This window comes from Primorskyibacter sp. S187A (genome assembly GCF_049800955.1).
In the GTDB taxonomy this organism is placed as follows: domain Bacteria; phylum Pseudomonadota; class Alphaproteobacteria; order Rhodobacterales; family Rhodobacteraceae; genus JAKVBH01.
In genome coordinates this window covers 1,381,451-1,398,179 of record NZ_JBNAGA010000001.1, presented here as the reverse complement: position 1 = coordinate 1,398,179, position 16,729 = coordinate 1,381,451, and the positions used below count along the sequence as shown (strand labels likewise).

The 16,729-nt window shown below is 59.7% G+C and carries 17 protein-coding genes; 6 read left to right on the top strand and 11 right to left on the bottom strand.

The window, feature by feature from the left end:
* Position 1: 1 nt before the first annotated feature.
* The 7 genes from ACP15S_RS07025 to zwf all read right to left on the bottom strand — a co-directional run bounded on the left by ACP15S_RS07025 (position 2) and on the right by zwf (position 7,694).
* Positions 2-754, bottom strand: coding sequence for a sulfite exporter TauE/SafE family protein (locus ACP15S_RS07025; protein ID WP_425038857.1), 753 nt, complete (start codon positions 752-754; stop codon positions 2-4).
* Positions 747-1,721 carry a protein translocase subunit SecF gene (gene secF, locus ACP15S_RS07020; protein ID WP_425038856.1) on the bottom strand — a complete coding sequence of 325 codons (975 nt, stop codon included), beginning with the start codon at positions 1,719-1,721 and terminating at the stop codon, positions 747-749. The genes ACP15S_RS07025 and secF overlap by 8 nt, the downstream gene beginning before the upstream one ends.
* A 2-nt stretch (positions 1,722-1,723) precedes the next feature.
* The gene (gene secD / locus ACP15S_RS07015; protein ID WP_425038855.1) at positions 1,724-3,385 is read right to left on the bottom strand and encodes a protein translocase subunit SecD; all 1,662 of its coding nucleotides are present in this window, start codon (positions 3,383-3,385) and stop codon (positions 1,724-1,726) included.
* A gap of 29 nt (positions 3,386-3,414) precedes the next feature.
* Positions 3,415-3,702 (bottom strand): preprotein translocase subunit YajC, encoded by a 288-nt coding sequence (yajC, locus tag ACP15S_RS07010; protein ID WP_425038854.1) that lies wholly within the window; start codon positions 3,700-3,702, stop codon positions 3,415-3,417.
* Positions 3,703-3,875: 173 nt separating this feature from the next.
* Complete coding sequence (gene pgi / locus ACP15S_RS07005; protein ID WP_425038853.1) at positions 3,876-5,453, bottom strand: glucose-6-phosphate isomerase; 1,578 nt, start codon at positions 5,451-5,453, stop codon at positions 3,876-3,878.
* Positions 5,454-5,495: 42 nt separating this feature from the next.
* Positions 5,496-6,167 carry a 6-phosphogluconolactonase gene (gene pgl / locus ACP15S_RS07000; protein WP_425038852.1) on the bottom strand — a complete coding sequence of 224 codons (672 nt, stop codon included), beginning with the start codon at positions 6,165-6,167 and terminating at the stop codon, positions 5,496-5,498.
* 72 nt (positions 6,168-6,239) lie between these two features.
* The gene (zwf, locus tag ACP15S_RS06995; protein WP_425038851.1) at positions 6,240-7,694 is read right to left on the bottom strand and encodes a glucose-6-phosphate dehydrogenase; all 1,455 of its coding nucleotides are present in this window, start codon (positions 7,692-7,694) and stop codon (positions 6,240-6,242) included.
* A gap of 187 nt (positions 7,695-7,881) precedes the next feature.
* Between zwf and ACP15S_RS06990 the strand changes: the two genes are divergently transcribed.
* The gene (locus tag ACP15S_RS06990; protein WP_425038850.1) at positions 7,882-8,829 is read left to right on the top strand and encodes a radical SAM protein; all 948 of its coding nucleotides are present in this window, start codon (positions 7,882-7,884) and stop codon (positions 8,827-8,829) included.
* 104 nt (positions 8,830-8,933) lie between these two features.
* Here ACP15S_RS06990 and ACP15S_RS06985 read toward each other — a convergent pair whose 3' ends face one another.
* The 4 genes from ACP15S_RS06985 to ACP15S_RS06970 form a co-directional block, all read right to left on the bottom strand.
* Positions 8,934-9,482 (bottom strand): VPLPA-CTERM sorting domain-containing protein, encoded by a 549-nt coding sequence (locus ACP15S_RS06985; protein ID WP_425038849.1) that lies wholly within the window; start codon positions 9,480-9,482, stop codon positions 8,934-8,936.
* Between the two features lie 250 nt (positions 9,483-9,732).
* Positions 9,733-10,698, bottom strand: coding sequence for a DUF3179 domain-containing protein (locus tag ACP15S_RS06980; RefSeq protein ID WP_425038848.1), 966 nt, complete (start codon positions 10,696-10,698; stop codon positions 9,733-9,735).
* A gap of 156 nt (positions 10,699-10,854) precedes the next feature.
* Positions 10,855-11,406, bottom strand: a complete 552-nt coding sequence (locus ACP15S_RS06975; protein ID WP_425038847.1) for a peptidylprolyl isomerase — start codon at positions 11,404-11,406, stop codon at positions 10,855-10,857.
* The gene (locus tag ACP15S_RS06970; RefSeq protein WP_425038846.1) at positions 11,399-11,905 is read right to left on the bottom strand and encodes a peptidylprolyl isomerase; all 507 of its coding nucleotides are present in this window, start codon (positions 11,903-11,905) and stop codon (positions 11,399-11,401) included. Before ACP15S_RS06970 ends, ACP15S_RS06975 begins: the two co-directional genes overlap by 8 nt.
* Before the next feature lie 162 nt (positions 11,906-12,067).
* Here ACP15S_RS06970 and ACP15S_RS06965 point away from each other — a divergent pair, with 162 nt between their 5' ends.
* The 5 genes from ACP15S_RS06965 (at position 12,068) to ACP15S_RS06945 (ending at position 16,685) form a co-directional block, all read left to right on the top strand.
* Entirely contained in the window at positions 12,068-13,264 is a 1,197-nt protein-coding gene (locus tag ACP15S_RS06965) for a phosphoglycerate kinase (RefSeq protein ID WP_425038845.1), read from the top strand.
* Positions 13,265-13,370: 106 nt separating this feature from the next.
* Entirely contained in the window at positions 13,371-13,670 is a 300-nt protein-coding gene (locus tag ACP15S_RS06960) for an FtsB family cell division protein (RefSeq protein WP_425038844.1), read from the top strand.
* Between the two features lie 126 nt (positions 13,671-13,796).
* Positions 13,797-14,801 (top strand): pyruvate dehydrogenase (acetyl-transferring) E1 component subunit alpha, encoded by a 1,005-nt coding sequence (gene pdhA / locus ACP15S_RS06955; protein WP_425038843.1) that lies wholly within the window; start codon positions 13,797-13,799, stop codon positions 14,799-14,801.
* 32 nt (positions 14,802-14,833) lie between these two features.
* On the top strand, positions 14,834-15,304 hold the full coding sequence (locus ACP15S_RS06950) for a hypothetical protein (protein ID WP_425038842.1): 471 nt from the start codon (positions 14,834-14,836) through the stop codon (positions 15,302-15,304).
* Between the two features lie 10 nt (positions 15,305-15,314).
* Positions 15,315-16,685 (top strand): pyruvate dehydrogenase complex E1 component subunit beta, encoded by a 1,371-nt coding sequence (locus tag ACP15S_RS06945; RefSeq protein WP_425038841.1) that lies wholly within the window; start codon positions 15,315-15,317, stop codon positions 16,683-16,685.
* Positions 16,686-16,729 lie beyond the last annotated feature (44 nt).

Below are 16,729 nucleotides of genomic sequence, written 5' to 3'. Positions count from 1 at the left end.
ATTATCCCCAGATTGGCAATCCCCGCAGGACAGCGCCCGCGATGATCAGATAAGCCCCCAATCGATACACCGCCTCGCGGGAGGGATCAAACATCCGCTGACCTATCGCGGACGTCACGAGATAGGGCCCGGCGATAAGGATGCCCACAAGGATCAGTTCCGGAGCTGCGAGATCGCTGAGAAGGAGGATCGCCGCGATCATGATATCGAGGCTGGCCAGGAACAATATCGTGTTGGCCCGCACGACGGACACAGCCCGTGTGCCCGCGAGGTAGAACAAAATAACGACAGGCCCGGTCAATCCGGTCATACCGCCCAGAAGTCCGGCGCCCGCGCCCACAAAAGGCAAGCGACGAGAGGCAACCTCGCCTTGATAGCGCCAGCCCGAGATCAGGCAGATCAGCGTGAATGCTCCTGCGACCGAGACAATCCAGCGGATGATGTCTGCCTCAAGCGTTGTCATGAGCCAGATGCCCAGCGGGATCATGACGAGAGCGCCCGCGGACAGCAATCCGACCTCCCGCACCTCTCCATCGCGCAAGGCACGCGGCAGAAGGACGACATTCGACAAGACCCCCGTGATCGTCAAAATGAAGATGACATCGGCTGGTGGAAGGTAGATGCCCGCCACCGGCACGAAGATGAGCGCCGTGCCAAAGCCCGTAAACCCCCGGACCAGCCCTGCGATGGCCATGGCAATGATAAGTGCGGCCAGCCCCGGCGTTGCAAACGCCGCGACCAGCGCATCAGGCATCTACATTGCCGAACTGATTGCCGGCATTGGCGTCAGGTTTGGACCAATCCCGTTTGACGCCGAGCACAAGCAGAACAGCCGAGGCCACGAAAATCGAGGAATAAGTCCCCACGATCACGCCCCAGATCATCGCAAAAACGAAGCCCCGGATCACATCACCGCCCAGCACAAAGAGCGCAAGCAGCGCCAGAAGCGTCGTGACGGAGGTCATGAAGGTTCGGCTCAGGGTCTCGTTGATTGACAGGTTCAACACCTCGCGCAGCGGCTTTTTCTTGTACTTCATCAGGTTCTCTCGGACCCGGTCGAAGACCACGACGGTGTCGTTGAGTGAGTAGCCGACGATGGTCAAAAGCGCGGCGATGATCGCGAGGTCAAACTTGATCTGAAGCTCTGAGAATATCCCGATGGTCAGAATAACGTCATGCACAAGGGCCGCCACGGCGCCCAGGGCAAATTGCCATTCGAAGCGGAGCCAAATGTAGATCAACACCGCGCCAATCGCCAAAACCACAGCAATGACCGCCGTCTGGATCAGCTCTCCAGATACTTTGGGGCCCACCGATTCCACCGAAGGGAACGGCAGGACAAGGCCCGGATCAGCCGCCGAGAGTGCCGCACCAACCTGATCGATCATATCCCCGGTGACGCTTTCCGTGCCCTCCTGAGACTGAATGCGAATTTGCGCGACAAACTGATCTTCATCGAAATTGGGATCAAAGACCTCAGAGATCGTGATATCGCCCAGGCCCAATGGTGTCAGAGCATCACGATAGACGCCAACGTCAATCGGCTGGTTGCTCTCGGTGCGGATCGTCGTCCCGCCCCGGAAATCGATGCCGTAGTTCAGTCCCTGCAGGATGAACGACACAAAGGCCAACACCATCAGGAGGCCGGAAATCCCCAGCCACAATTTGGGCCGCGAGAAGAAGTCGAAGGCCGTGCCTTGTTTGACAAGTCTCAGGCGCATTCTCAGACCTCCAATGTTCTGGGGCGTTTGCGTTCAAACCACATCACGATCATCACGCGGGTCACGAAGATCGCCGTGAACACAGATGTGAGAATGCCCAGGCCCAGCGTAATCGCGAAGCCGCGCACGGGGCCGGAGCCCATGGCAAAGAGGATCACAGCCGTGATAAAGGTCGTGATATTGGCGTCCACAATAGCGGAGAGCGCTTTCTCGTATCCTTGCTCAATGGCACGTGCCGGGCCCTTGGAAGACCTCATCTCTTCGCGGATCCGCTCGAAGACCAGCACATTGGCGTCCACCGCCATACCCACGGTCAGAACGATACCGGCAATCCCAGGCAATGTCAGCGTGCCGCCGATGAGCGACAGCAGGCCGAAAATAAGCGCGATATTGATGATCAGCGCGACATTGGCGAAGAGACCAAAGAGACCGTAGCTCAGGAACATGAAAACCAACACGGCGCTAAAGGCCACGATCGTCGCGATCTTGCCTGCGTCAATGCTGTCCTGACCAAGCTCGGGCCCGATGGTGCGCTCTTCAAGGAACGTCAACTCCGCAGGCAATGCGCCCGCGCGCAGCAGCACCGCGAGGTTGGTCGATTCCTCAACCGTAAAATTCCCGGTGATGATGCCCGATCCGCCGGGAATGTGGCTCTGGATCACGGGTGCGGAAATGACCTCATCATCGAGCACAATCGCGAAGGGATTACCGATATTCTCGGCTGTGTAATCGCCAAACTTGCGCGCGCCAGACGGGTTGAACCGAAAGTTCACCGCCGGTCTGCCGTTTTGATCGAAGGAGGGCTGTGCATCGACGAGCTCCTCGCCGGTGACAACCGGGTTTTGCTCCAGGATGTAGAACACACCCTCTTCATCCAGCGATGGCAGGATTTCATTGCCGATCCCCGCAGAATCGCTGGCGCTCCCCGCACGGCCCACGACGGGCTGAAAGGTCAGCTGTGCTGTCGTGCCAATGATGTCCTTGAGTTCTTGTGCAGATCCAAGGCCCGGAACCTGAATGAGAATGCGGTCGCGGCCCTGACGTTGGATCGTGGGCTCGCGCGTCCCGACCTCGTCGATCCGACGGCGGATGATTTCAAGCGATTGCTGTACGGTCCGCTCGTCTGTCGCAATCTGCTCCGCCTCGGACAAACGCAGAATGATCAGCGCACCATCGGAGCGCACATCCAGATCCAGCTCGCCAAATGCCGTGGCTGACACGACCGGTTGCGCCAATCCGCGCACCAGTTCCATCGCGCGCGACATGCCGCCTTCTTCGGAGATCAACACATGCAATTCATCTGGCGGGCTCGGCTGACGCCGGATGGTGCCCACGGTGGCCCGCTCAGGGCGCAGCACATCCCGGACTTCGGGCCACAGCGCGACCATGCGTTGCTCATAGACATCCGAGGTCTGCACTTCTGCCAGCAAATGTGCACCGCCGCGCAAATCGAGGCCGAGGTTGACGAGCCCCGAGGGCAAGGCCGAGGGCCAAAGACCCGCTTCCGCCTGTTGCGCGGGCGTGTCTTCGCCCAGCTCAATAGCGTTCACGGCATCATTATGCCGCTCGACACGTTCGTAAAAGAGATTGGGCGTGGCCATGATAATACCCACCGCACAGGTGAGCCAGATCAGGACACGCTTCCACAGATCGATCTGCAGCATGTTTGCCCCTCCCGCTGGGGTTCAGGGGATCAGGACTTGGCCGGTTCCGTCTTGGACCGCACATCCGCGATGGTGGATTGCACAACGCGCACCCGCACGCCGTCGGAGAGTTCAACCTCAACCTCGCCGTCATCCTTGACTTTGGACACCTTGCCGATGAGGCCCCCCGCCGTCACCACCACATCCCCGCGACGGATCGCAGAGACCATCGCCTGATGTTCCTTCATCTTTTTCTGCTGCGGACGAATGAGCAGGAAATACATGATCGCGAAGATCAGAATGAGGGGAATGAACTGCGCGAAAGCGTTACCTTCCATGGGGCGTTCCTTATGTCTTTGGGTTGCCGCGGGACGCCGCCCATAGGGGTGGCCGCTGGATTGAGGCGGAACCTATGCGCGCAAACAAGGGTTTGCAAGGTGCGGCGGGCCAAGCATTGGCCCTGCGACACTTATTATTTACTCCTCGAAGCGCGCGTGGCGTCCGACCAGCCTCAACGGTACTTCAAAACGAAATCGACCAGCGCCTGTGTCGAGCTATCCTTGTGCGCAGCACTTTGCTCGCCCGTCACGATGGGCCCCAAAGCGGTCGCCAGTTCCTTGCCCAGCTCAACGCCCCATTGGTCATAGGAATTGATGCCCAGGATCACGCCCTCGACAAAGACACGGTGTTCATAAAGCGCAATGATCTGGCCCAGAATTTCGGGTGTCAGCTGAGGATAGATGAGCGTTGTCGAGGGGCGGTTGCCCGGGAACACCCGATGGGCCGCCTGACGTTCGAGCTCGTCTCCCTCGAAGGCTCCGGCCACCTTGCCGCGCGCCGTGTCCAGATCGCGGCCACACATCAGTGCTTCGGATTGCGCAAAGCAATTGGCCACCAAAAGATCATGATGATGCTGAAGATCCGGCTCGTGCCCGCGCGCAGCCACCATGAACTCACACGGAACAATACGCGTTCCCTGGTGGATCAGCTGGTAAAAGGCATGCTGGCCATTTGTCCCGGGCTCTCCCCAGACGATGGGTCCGGACGGCGTTGTCAATGCGGCGCCATCCATGGAGACAGACTTGCCGTTGCTCTCCATTTCCAATTGCTGAAAATAGGCAGGCAAACGCGCCAAACGATTGTCGTAGGGCAATACGGCGCGGGTCTCATAGCCCAGCACCTGCGCATGCCACATCCCGACGAGCGCCAGCAGTACCGGCATATTTTCGTGCAGTTCAGCCGTGCAGAAGTGTTGGTCCATTGCCCGCCCGCCCCGCAGAAAGGCGCGAAATGCGTGCGGGCCGATGGCAATCATCAATGACAGTCCAATAGGGCCCCACATGGAATACCGTCCGCCGACCCAATCCTCAAAGCCAAACACGCGCTCAGGCGAGATGCCGAACGCGGCTGTTTTGTCATCCGCGGTGGAAAGTGCTGCGAATTGTCGGGCGGGATCGCCGCCGTTCTCTTTCATCCACGCGCGCGCCGTGCGCGCGTTCGTCATGGTCTCAATCGTCGTGAAGGTTTTGGAGGCAACGATGACAAGTGTTGTCTTCGCCGGGCATTGGCGCAGCGTATCCGCAATGTCAGCCCCGTCCACGTTGGAGACAAAATGGCATCGCGGCCCGTCGTGATAGGGGCTGAGCGCACGCACGGCCATGGCCGGGCCCAGGTCAGAGCCGCCGATCCCGATATTGATCACATCGGTAATCTCGGAGCCCCGAACGGCATCGGCATAGGCTTCCATGCGCGCCAGCGTCGCGCGCACACCGGGGACGACATCCCCGCCATCCACCATAACGCTGCCACCATCGAGATTGCGCAGCGCCGTGTGCAGCACAGCGCGCCCTTCGGTCTCATTGATCGCCTCCCCTGCAAACATGGCATCGCGGCGGGCCGGCACGTGCGCCTCGCGCGCCAGGCTCAGAAGCGCGTCCAGCGCCTCGGCATCGATATTCGTTTTGGAATAGTCAAAGACCATCTCCCCAACGCGCAGCGAAAAGCGCTCGGCCCGGCCTGCGTCTTCAAAAAGATCGGTAATGCGGCGGCCATCGGCACGCGTTGCTGCGGCTTTGAGATCTGCATTCATAATGGTCTGCACCTCCTTGTTATATATTATTTTTTACTCGCCTCAGACAGCCCAGTGAACATCCGCGCCCGTGAGGACCGAGCCGATGGGGGCTTCCCTGACGGGCAAGTGCCTGGCGCGCTCCAGCGCCTCACGCTTCTCCTGCCCGGTGATGACCACATGTTTGCGCAGCGCACCGTCCAAAACGCGTGCCGTCAGGGTCACACGCGGCTCGGGCGCACCGGGCGCGCGCATGGGCATCAAGATGGGCGCATGGGGATCAAGGGCTTCGTCGAGCTTGTCGGCCTCAGGAAAGATCGAGGCGGTGTGCATATCCGCGCCCATACCCAACAGCAGAACATCAATGGGCAATTGCGCGACGATGTTGGTCTCGAGCTCTGCCAACCGATCTTCAGGCGTCTTGCCCGGCAAATACATCGGCAGGTAACGGGCCTTGGCGGCATGGTTCACGAGCAGACGCGCATGCAAAAGCCGCGTGTTCGAGCGCTCATGGTCCTCACGCACCCAGCGTTCATCCGTGAGCATCACATCCACACGCGCCCAATCAAGGTCCGCGGCGCACAGAACATCGAAGATCGGCCCCGGCGTCGTGCCCCCGGGCACCGCGAGCAGCGCGCGCTCCTGATGCTCAAGCGCTTGCGTCAATTCTCCGGCCAAACGATTGGCCAGATCAATCATCATCATTTCCTGATCAGGATATTCGTTGAAGGTCATGCCCTTCCCCCTGCACTCTTTGGCCACGCTCATCGGATGCGACCGGTTCTCACAAACCGTCTCAACCGCCGATTACGCTTTGATCTCGCGCCACTTGCGGCCATCGCGATGCATCAGCATCAAGGCATCCTCCGGGCCGCTCGATCCGCTGTCATAGAGTTTTGGCACATCGCCGCGCGCCTCCCAACCCTGAATGATCGGATCCGTCCAGGCCCAGGCCGCCTCCACCTCATCGCCGCGCATAAAGAGCGTCTGGTTGCCACGGATAACATCCATGATCAGCCGCTCATAAGCATCGGGCACTTCTTCCGCTTCCGGTCCGAGCGCATCGGCAAAGGTCATGTCCAAAGGCACGTCTACAAGGCGCATGCCCCCGGGGCCGGGCTCCTTGATCGTCACGCCAAGTGTAATGCCTTCGTTGGGCTGCAATCGAATGGACAGCACATTGCGGTGCTGCCCTGCTTCGGGGCCAAAGATGGAATGCGGCGTATCCTTGAAGACTACGGCGATCTCGGATGTGCGCGCCTTCATGCGCTTGCCTGTGCGCAAATAGATCGGCGTTCCCGCCCACCGCCAGTTGGAGACATGGGTTTTGAGCGCCATGAAGCTTTCGGTCTTGGACGTCGGGTTCTCCGCGTGATCGCGGTAGGACCCCTCCTCTTCGGACGCGTCGTATTGACCGCGCACGATGTGATGCGGCTCAACAGGTTCGAGCGCGCGGATGACCTTGAGTTTTTCATCCCGCACCGCATCGGGATCGAACTTCGCCGGTGGCTCCATCGCAATCAGGCACAACAGCTGCATCAGATGGTTTTGCACCATATCCCGCATGGCGCCGGATTTGTCGTAATAGCCGCCACGGCCGCCAACTCCTACAGTCTCTGCCACGGTGATCTGGATGTGATCGACATATTGGCTGTTCCAGAGCGGCTCAAAGAGCATATTGCCGAAGCGAACGGCCATCAGGTTCTGGACCGTTTCCTTACCGAGGTAATGGTCAATCCGGTAAATCTGGTCTTCCTTGAAATGCTCCGCAAGCGTCGCGTTCAGCTGACGCGCTGTTTCGAGATCCCGGCCAAAGGGCTTTTCCACGACGATCCGGCTGTCGCGCGGCGCCATGCCGTGGCGGTGCAAACGCTCCGCGATATCGCCAAAAAGACCAGGCCCCACAGAGAAATAGAAGGCCCGCACCCGCCCCTCGCGCAGCCGCGCCGCGAGATCAGGCCAGCCCGCCTCACCGCGCGCATCCGTTGTGACGTAGCCCAATGTCGCAAGGAATTCCGCGAGCTTCGGGCATGTCTTGGGGCGTTCCCCGTCAAACTCGACAATCGCGTCCCGCACAAACTCGCGATAGCCCTCATCATCAAGCTCCGCGCGTGCAGCCCCTAAAATCCGTGCGTCTTCAGGCATTTGCCCTGCACAGAACCGTCGGAACAGGCCCGGCAAAATCTTTCTGCGCGCAAGATCGCCTGTGCCACCAAAGATGACCAGATCGAACGATTCTACGGGAATGACACGTGACACCATTATTTTGCCCTCAGCTCCAATGCAGCTGCGCTGTTAGCGCTAACCTTTGGTTGGGATGCGGTTTACTCACACTTCCCCGCAATGTCCACTGGTAGATTCAAGTTCACAATGGTGTGCGCCGGTGCTTGGAGGCTGGGAAAACGAGAACGCTCAAGTTAAGAATGCCGCAACGCGCAAGGAGCAGATAATGAAAGATGTGGTCGATGCCAACCAAGGCAAATTTATCGATCCTGAGTTGACAGCAAAAGGCGAAGCCCGGGCAAAAGTCGCGCTCAGCAATCCTCAAACTCTTTGGTTCAATACGGGCACCCTGTGCAATATCACCTGCGCGAATTGCTATATTGAAAGCTCACCCGATAATGACCGGTTGGTCTACATCACGCGGAAGGAGGTAGAGAGCTACCTCGATCAACTCGATGCGCGCGGATGGGGCGTGCGTGAGATCGCGTTCACGGGCGGTGAGCCTTTCATGAACCCGGAGATGATCGAAATGGCCGAAGCGGCGCTCGCCCGTGGCTACGAGACATTGATCCTGACCAATGCCATGCGCCCGATGATGCGCAAACGAATGCTTGCGGGTTTGGAGCGCCTTCAGAAAGACTATGGCGACAAACTCACGCTGCGGATCAGCCTCGATCACTGGCAACCCGAGGTCCATGACGCGGAACGCGGCGCGGGGGCTTTTGAGAAAACGCTCGAAGGCATGCGCTGGCTGCGTGATGCCGGGGTGCGCATGGCCGTGGCAGGCCGGATTGTCTGGGCTGAGAGTGAGGCCGATGCGCGGGATGGCTATGCGGCGCTTTATGCGCGCGAAGGTTTTGATATTGATGCGCAAAATCCGGGCATGACGGTTCTCTTCCCCGAGATGGACATGCGCGTTGAAGTGCCTGAAATCACAACTGCGTGCTGGGGTATTCTCAACAAGTCGCCGCAAGATGTCATGTGCTCAAGCTCGCGCATGGTCGTCAAACGCAAAGGGGCCGATGCACCGTCCGTGCTGGCCTGCACGCTTCTGCCCTATGATCCGCAGTTTGAGCTTGGCGAGACATTGGAAGAGGCCGAACGTGAGGTGAGCCTGAACCATCCGCATTGCGCCAAGTTCTGTGTTCTGGGTGGCGCGAGCTGCTCGGCCTAGGGTGATCCACACCAGCACTGCGACGGCGCGACACGTCAGGCACAAAAAAGGGCTCCAATCGGAGCCCTTTTTCGGTTCTTACCCTAGTGAACCGCCGTCCCGGATCAGGCCGCGTCGGCTTTCTTCTTGCGACGACGCAAGGCGACCAGCGCGCCAAAGCCCATCGGCAAAAGCGCGGCCGACGCAGGCACAGGAATCGTCGCGGCTGTGATCACGCGGACCCAGTCGCCCGGCTGTGTAATGACGAACTCATCGGCTGTGAAGACCGAGCCCGACACTTCATAGCCATCGCCATTTGCGCCCCCAAACTCAAGGCCGCGCGCGGTGAATGTGTCATATGTGGTGCCCGGACCAAGCAACGCATCGGTGTTGCCCAGTTGAGCTGTATTTGAAATCACGCCAAGGATCATGCCATCGAATGTGACGGACCCGGACAATCTGACCAGCGCAGAGCCCGTCTCGCGGTTGGCAAAGACCATGTGGCTGTTGATGCGCGTCCCTTCGACGATTGTCCCGCCGTCAACGCTGAGATCATCATCAAGCGTCAAGCCTTGAATTTCGTCGAATGCTTTGATGATGGCATCGCTGCCCGGATTATCGTCCGTGACAGATGTGGGCGTGCCAATCTGTTGAACGCCTGGACCGACAGACACAATCGCAGCTTGGGCGCTAAGGCCAGCAAGGCTCAAACCTACCGTTAAACCGAGTAACTTGTTAAACATCTTTTCCCCTTCGAGAGTTAGACCATAGTGATGAATTCACTAACACATCGCTCACACCGGGTGACATAAAAAAGACGCATTTACCTTAGGTTATCCGCAATTCTGCCACTATTGGCGTGTGATTGGAGACTAGGCGTGAACAATCGCGCACCACACGGCGGACTGTCCGCCGCAAGGGACATCACCGGGCGATCATCCACGTCCCGTCCGGCCAGAACGCGTGAAAGGCAAATGCAAACATCACGTCATGGGCCACATCGCGGCCCTGCGCATCGCGCACCCGGATCGTGCCAACATCGCGCCCGGCGTTGATGTCCTGACTGTCCAGAGCCGAGGCTTGCCCGGGCGCCCAGCTGAGGTTGACGCCTGCCTCGGAAATCTCGGTTGCCGTCTCGAAGCGAGACAACGGCCAGGCGCGATCGCCCACGCGCACAACCCGCATGAGCGCCGGGATGCCATGAGGGGGCAATTCTCCCGAATACAGAAACGGGCGATGGGACGAATCGTAGTTTTGATACGGGTTGGCCCCATACATGCGCGGATACCCGGGCTGCGCCATGACAAGACCGTCAGGGTTGCGCGCTTTGAATTCCGCCCAGCTCTCCATCCATGTCGGGATTTGCTCCAGCTCGGTGCCCAAAAGATCTCCGACAATGGCCTCACCCACCGCCTGCTGCCACCAGCTCTCGGTTTCGCGGTCATACATGATCATGTCCGAGTTGCGCAGCTTGCCGGACACACCAAAGCTCAAGACGCCGTGCCGCGTTCTGCGATCGAACGTGATGCCGGAATTGCACAGCGGGCAAAACGTGACAGCGACGGGGACACCGCCGACAGTGTCATTCACAATCTCATGCCATGTCAGATACCGGATCGGATAGGCGCGATTGTCATCCCCGATCTCGACCGTGATGACGGGCTCGCGCGCGCCGACGGTGGTCTTGTCCGCGACATTCTGAAAGGTCGGATTGTCAATTGCGGGGATGCCATCCTTGGGCGGCCCGCCCGAGAGGATCTCGACCCAGTTTTCGACAGATGACCTCTCGAAATTGGTGTTGGGCCATTCGCGTGACCAGAAATCCGGGCTGGCCAGCGCCTGCCCTGCCATTATCACGGCTGTTGCCGCTGCAAAGATCACGTGTCGCATGAGACATCTCCTTTGGCAGAGAGCTTGTCCCAAAAGTGCCGCGCTGCCCAGAGGCCTGACACAGATGTGAAAAGGCGTGCGCGCCCTCGCCCGCACGCCTTTTGTCGTTTCCGAGCGCCTTTAGCGGATCGCCATCAGCGCAGGACGATGCAGGTGCTACTCGGTGACCGTGACCGTGACCATCCGGTCAGGCTGTCCGATCACTGCGCCATTCCGGCCCTCGCCGCGCTTGATCGCATCCACCACATCCATGCCCTCTGTTACCCGGCCCACGACGGTGTATTGACCGTTGAGGAAGGCACCTTCTGCGAACATGATAAAGAATTGCGAATTCGCGCTGTCAGGGCTCTGAGACCGGGCCATCCCGACGACGCCACGCTCGTAGGGCACATCAGAGAATTCCGCCGCCAGGTCGGGTTGATCAGACCCGCCCCGACCGGCCATGCGCATATCGCCGCCCATCTTGCCGAATTGCACGTCGCCGGTTTGCGCCATGAAACCGTCGATAACCCGGTGAAACACCACATCATTGTACTGACCATCCGCGGCCAGCGCTGTGATCCGCTCCACATGGCCGGGGGCCACATCCTCGAGAAGATCAACCTTGACGACCCCATTGGCCCCCTCTCCGGCAATCTCGATCTCGAGACCCGCGGAAAAGGCAGGCCCTGCGAGACAGAGGGACGCTGCGATCAGAGCCTTACGCATCGGAGGCCACCACGCATTTGATCATGCGATCGGGCTCGGCTGGTGGCTCACCCCGGGTGATCGCGTCGACATGCTCCATACCGGAGATCACACGGCCATAGACCGTATATTGTCCATTGAGGAAATGGTTGTCCGAGAAGTTGATGAAGAACTGCGAATTGGCCGAATTGGGATTGGCCGAGCGCGCGGCGCCCAAAGTGCCACGATCATGGGGCAGCTTGGAGAATTCGGCGGGAAGATCGGGCTTGTCGGAGCCGCCCGTCCCGGCCATGCGCAGGTTGAAGCCATCTTCCATATCGCCGTGTTGCACGTCGCCGGTCTGGGCCATGAACCCCTCGATGACCCGGTGGAAGGCCACATTGTCGTATTGCCCTTCCCGCACGAGCTCTTTCATGCGTGCGCAATGCTCGGGCGCAACATCGGGCAAAAGCTCGATGGTCACATCTCCGCCTTTCAGCGTCACAATGATCGTGTTTTCGGGGTCTTTGATATCGGCCATTTGGCTCTCCTGTTGATGTCTTGGCCCATACCTAAGCCCCCCTTGCGCGAACGACAAGCAAGCCCGGTGGCGAAAGAGCGCGGCAATCCGGTTGACGCCCGGGCAGTGAAGGGCCAAACCCTGCACGCAACGCACACCCCGACCTGCCCACAGGAGACCCCCATGAGCTGGAAAACTCTCGACGACATGACATTGAGCGGACAGCGCGTGTTGGTCCGTGTGGACATCAATGTGCCCATGGACGCAGGCCGCGTGACGGATGCAACGCGGATCGAACGCATTGCCCCCACGATCCGCGATATTCTCGCCGCAGGTGGCAAACCTATCCTTCTTGCGCATTTTGGCCGCCCCAAGGGCCAGCGCGTCGCCGAGATGAGCTTGCAACACCTGGTCCCGGCACTGGAAGACACGCTTGGCGCACCGGTGGTCTTTGCGGCTGATTGTGTGGGCGACGCGGCGCAGGCCGTGGTGGACGCGCTCCAACCCGGCCAAATCGCGCTGCTTGAGAACACGCGCTTTCACGCCGGAGAGGAAAAGAACGATCCCGCCCTCGCCCTCCAGATGGCAGCGCTTGGCGATATCTACTGCAACGACGCCTTCTCTGCCGCGCACCGGGCCCATGCCTCAACCGAAGGCCTCGCCCGGCATCTGCCAAGCTGTGCGGGACGTTTGATGCAGGCTGAGCTCTCGGCGCTGGAAGCCGCCCTTGGCACGCCCGAACGCCCGGTCACGGCGGTTGTTGGCGGCGCCAAAGTCTCCACGAAGCTCGATCTGCTGGGCAATCTCGTTGAAAAGGTCGACACGCTGGTCATTGGCGGGGGCATGGCAAACACCTTCCTTGCCGCCCAAGGCATTGGCGTCGGCACATCGCTTGCCGAGCATGACATGACGGAGACGGCCTCCGATATCCTGGCCAAAGCCCAAACGCTGGGCTGCACGATCCTGCTGCCCACGGACATCGTTGTCGCGCGCGCCTTTGAGGCCAATGCGCCCAACGAAACCCTGCCCGTCGATGCCTGCCCGCAAGACGCCATGATCCTCGATGCCGGCCCGGCCTCCGTGGCGCGGATTTCCGAGGCGCTGAAAGCTTCCAAAACGCTCATCTGGAATGGCCCTCTTGGCGCTTTCGAGATTACGCCGTTTGACGCAGCGACCAACGCCGCCGCGCGTGAGGCAGCCGCCTTGTCCGCCTCTGGCGCGCTTGTTTCCGTCGCGGGCGGTGGCGATACGGTGGCTGCGCTCAACCAGGCAGGCGCGGCTGACAGCTTCACCTATATCTCCACGGCAGGTGGCGCATTTCTCGAATGGATGGAAGGCAAGGAATTGCCAGGCGTGGCCGCGTTGAGCAACGCGTCCTGAAGCATCGCTTTTCAGCCTCAAGCGGTCCGGAAATAGTTTCACAAGCCGGGCGTGCTGTGTCATACTGCAGGGAACGTCCGTCAGAGACGACTTGAGGTAGATATTCATGCGCACGAAAGCAGGGCAGAACCTGACCCCTATCATTGTGTTTGCGGTGGCCTTCACGTTGGGCGCCTATTTCACCTTTGCCGCCGTGCAAGGCGATTACGGCCTCTTCCGCCGCGCCGAAATCCTCGATGAGGCTGCACGTCTCGAAGCCGAGCGCAACGCGCTGTTGGGCGAGGTGCGTCGCATGGAGAACCTGACGCGCCGGCTCTCGGATGATTATCTGGACCTTGATCTGCTGGACCAACAGGCCCGCGACATTCTTGGAATGGCCCGAGCCGACGAAATGATCATTCGTTAACGCTTCTCTCAGCCGTGCCTCCGGCGATACGACGTGTCGCGCCACGCAAGTGCATTCTTTTCTTCCCCAAAGAGCATTTTAGCGTTAGTTTAAGGCTAAACTACCGCCTAAGCCCGGGAGGAGCACATGGCCGCACGCAAAGCAACGAAATCGGCTGCCAAACCGAATGTCTCTGCCGAGGAGCTCAAATCCTACTACCGGGATATGCTATTGATCCGCCGGTTCGAGGAAAAGGCAGGGCAGCTTTACGGCATGGGCCTGATCGGCGGCTTTTGCCATCTCTACATCGGGCAGGAAGCCGTTGTTGTTGGCCTCGAGGCGGCGGCTGAAGAGGGCGACAAGCGTATCACCTCCTACCGTGACCATGGACACATGCTGGCCTGCGGCATGGATCCCGATGGTGTCATGGCCGAGCTCACAGGTCGCGAGGGCGGCTATTCCAAAGGCAAAGGCGGCTCCATGCACATGTTCTCGAAAGAGAAGCATTTTTATGGGGGCCACGGAATTGTTGCGGCGCAAGTGCCGCTGGGCGCGGGCCTCGCTTTTGCAGACAAATACAACGACAATGGCCGAGTCACCTTCACCTATTTCGGCGATGGCGCCGCCAATCAGGGCCAGGTCTACGAAACCTTCAACATGGCCGCGCTCTGGCAGCTCCCGTGTGTTTTCGTCATCGAAAACAACCAGTACGCCATGGGCACCTCCCAACAGCGCTCCACATCCACTCCAGACATTTACACGCGCGGCGAGGCCTTTGGCATTCCAGGCGAAGCGGTCGACGGCATGGATGTTCTTGCGGTCAAAGCGGCCGGTGAAAAGGCCGTGGCGCACTGCCGCTCTGGAAAAGGGCCGTATATCCTTGAAATCAAGACCTATCGCTACCGCGGCCATTCGATGTCTGATCCGGCAAAGTACCGGACACGCGAGGAGGTCCAGAAGATGCGCGATGAACGCGATCCGATCGAAAATGTGCGCGAGATGCTTTTGCAAGGCAAACATGCGACCGAGGACGACCTCAAGGCCATCGACAAGGAGATCAAGGCAATCGTGAACAAGAGCGCGGATTTCGCTCGAACAAGCCCCGAGCCCGCCCTCGAAGAGCTCTGGACCGATATTTATGCCGACGCCTGAGAACACATCCCACCATGATCGTAACCATTGTCATGAGCCTTTTTCTGGTGGCTCTCTATTCCGCCGTACAAGCGGTACTGGTGTATCTCATCTTTCGGTTTGGGATAAAGCAAACGCCGGAATTGTCACCTGTTTTTGGCATTCTTCTGACGTTTGGGATCATCTATCTCATTGTGAACGCCACCCTGACCTTCATCATTGGGGCTCAAGTGCGATCTGCCATCGCAGCGGCAGGCGACACAGCCGATCTCGCGCAGATCGCGGCAGAGTTCAATGCCTCCGGACCGTGGGCTCTGCTGAACCACTGGCTGACCGAATATGTCACGCTCGCACTTCTGACCCTGCTCACTGCTTGGGTCATGTCGCGACTGGTCGAAACCGTGGATGGGCACCCTGTCGCCTTCCGCGCCGCGCTCATCGCCAATATCGGCATGCAACTCATCATTTTGCTCATCGGCAGCGGGCTGGCGCTCGGGTTGGTGTCACTTTCTCCGGCTTTGTGAGGTAAATATCATGACCACAGAGATCCTCATGCCCGCCCTCTCGCCCACGATGGAAGAAGGCACGCTCGCCAAATGGCTTGTCAAAGAAGGAGACGCGGTCTCCTCCGGCGACATCATCGCTGAGATCGAGACCGACAAGGCCACGATGGAATTCGAAGCTGTTGACGAAGGCGTCATGGGCAAGATCCTGATCGCCGAGGGCACGGCCGATGTGAAGGTCAACACGCCAATCGCCATTTTGGTGGAAGATGGCGAAGAGATCCCCGCCGCCAGCGCGCAGCCTGCCCCGAGCGTGCCTGCAGCGGCCCCCACAACTGCACCAGCCTCACCTGTTCCTGCGCCAGATGCGCCGGCCCCGACGGCCACAGCCCCAGAACCCGACTGGCCCGAAGGCACAGCCATAAAACAGCAGACCGTCCGCGAAGCGCTGCGTGATGCCATGGCCGAGGAAATGCGGCGCACGCCAGAGGTCTTCCTCATGGGCGAAGAGGTCGCGGAATACCAGGGCGCCTACAAGATCAGCCAGGGCTTGCTGGACGAATTTGGTGCCCGCCGCGTCATCGATACCCCCATCACGGAGCACGGCTTCACCGGGATCGCCGTGGGGGCTGCCTTTGGGGGCCTTAATCCGATTGTGGAATTCATGACGTTTAACTTCGCCATGCAGGCCATTGATCAGATTATCAATTCCGCCGCGAAGACACTCTACATGTCCGGTGGCCAGATGGGCTGCCCCATCGTGTTCCGGGGGCCCAATGGCGCGGCCGCCCGCGTCGGTGCACAGCACAGCCAGGACTACGCCGCCTGGTATGCCCATATCCCCGGGCTCAAGGTCGTCATGCCCTATTCTGCGTCTGACGCGAAGGGCCTGCTCAAGACCGCCATCCGCGATCCCAATCCCGTGATCTTTCTCGAAAACGAGATCTTGTACGGACGCAGCTTCGACGTTCCCGAACTCGACGATCTCACAATTCCCTTCGGCAAGGCCCGGATCTGGCGCCAAGGCAGCGATGTGACGCTCGTCTCCTTCGGCATTGGCATGCAATACGCGCTGGAGGCCGCCGAGACACTGGCGGCAGACGGTATCAGCGCGGAAGTCATCGACCTGCGGACCCTGCGCCCCATCGACTACGACACAGTGCTTGCTTCCGTGATGAAAACCAATCGATGCATCACAATCGAGGAAGGCTGGCCTGTGGGCGCCATTGGCAACCACATCTCGGCCACGATCATGGAGCGCGCCTTCGATTACCTCGACGCGCCGGTTCTCAATCTGACCGGTAAGGATGTGCCCATGCCCTATGCCGCCAATCTCGAAAAGCACGCGCTCGTAACAACTCAGGAAGTGATCGATGCCGTGAAAAAGGTCACATATCGCTAGTCCCGCCCTTCTTTTGCCTCGAAATACCTCGGGGAGCGCGAGGG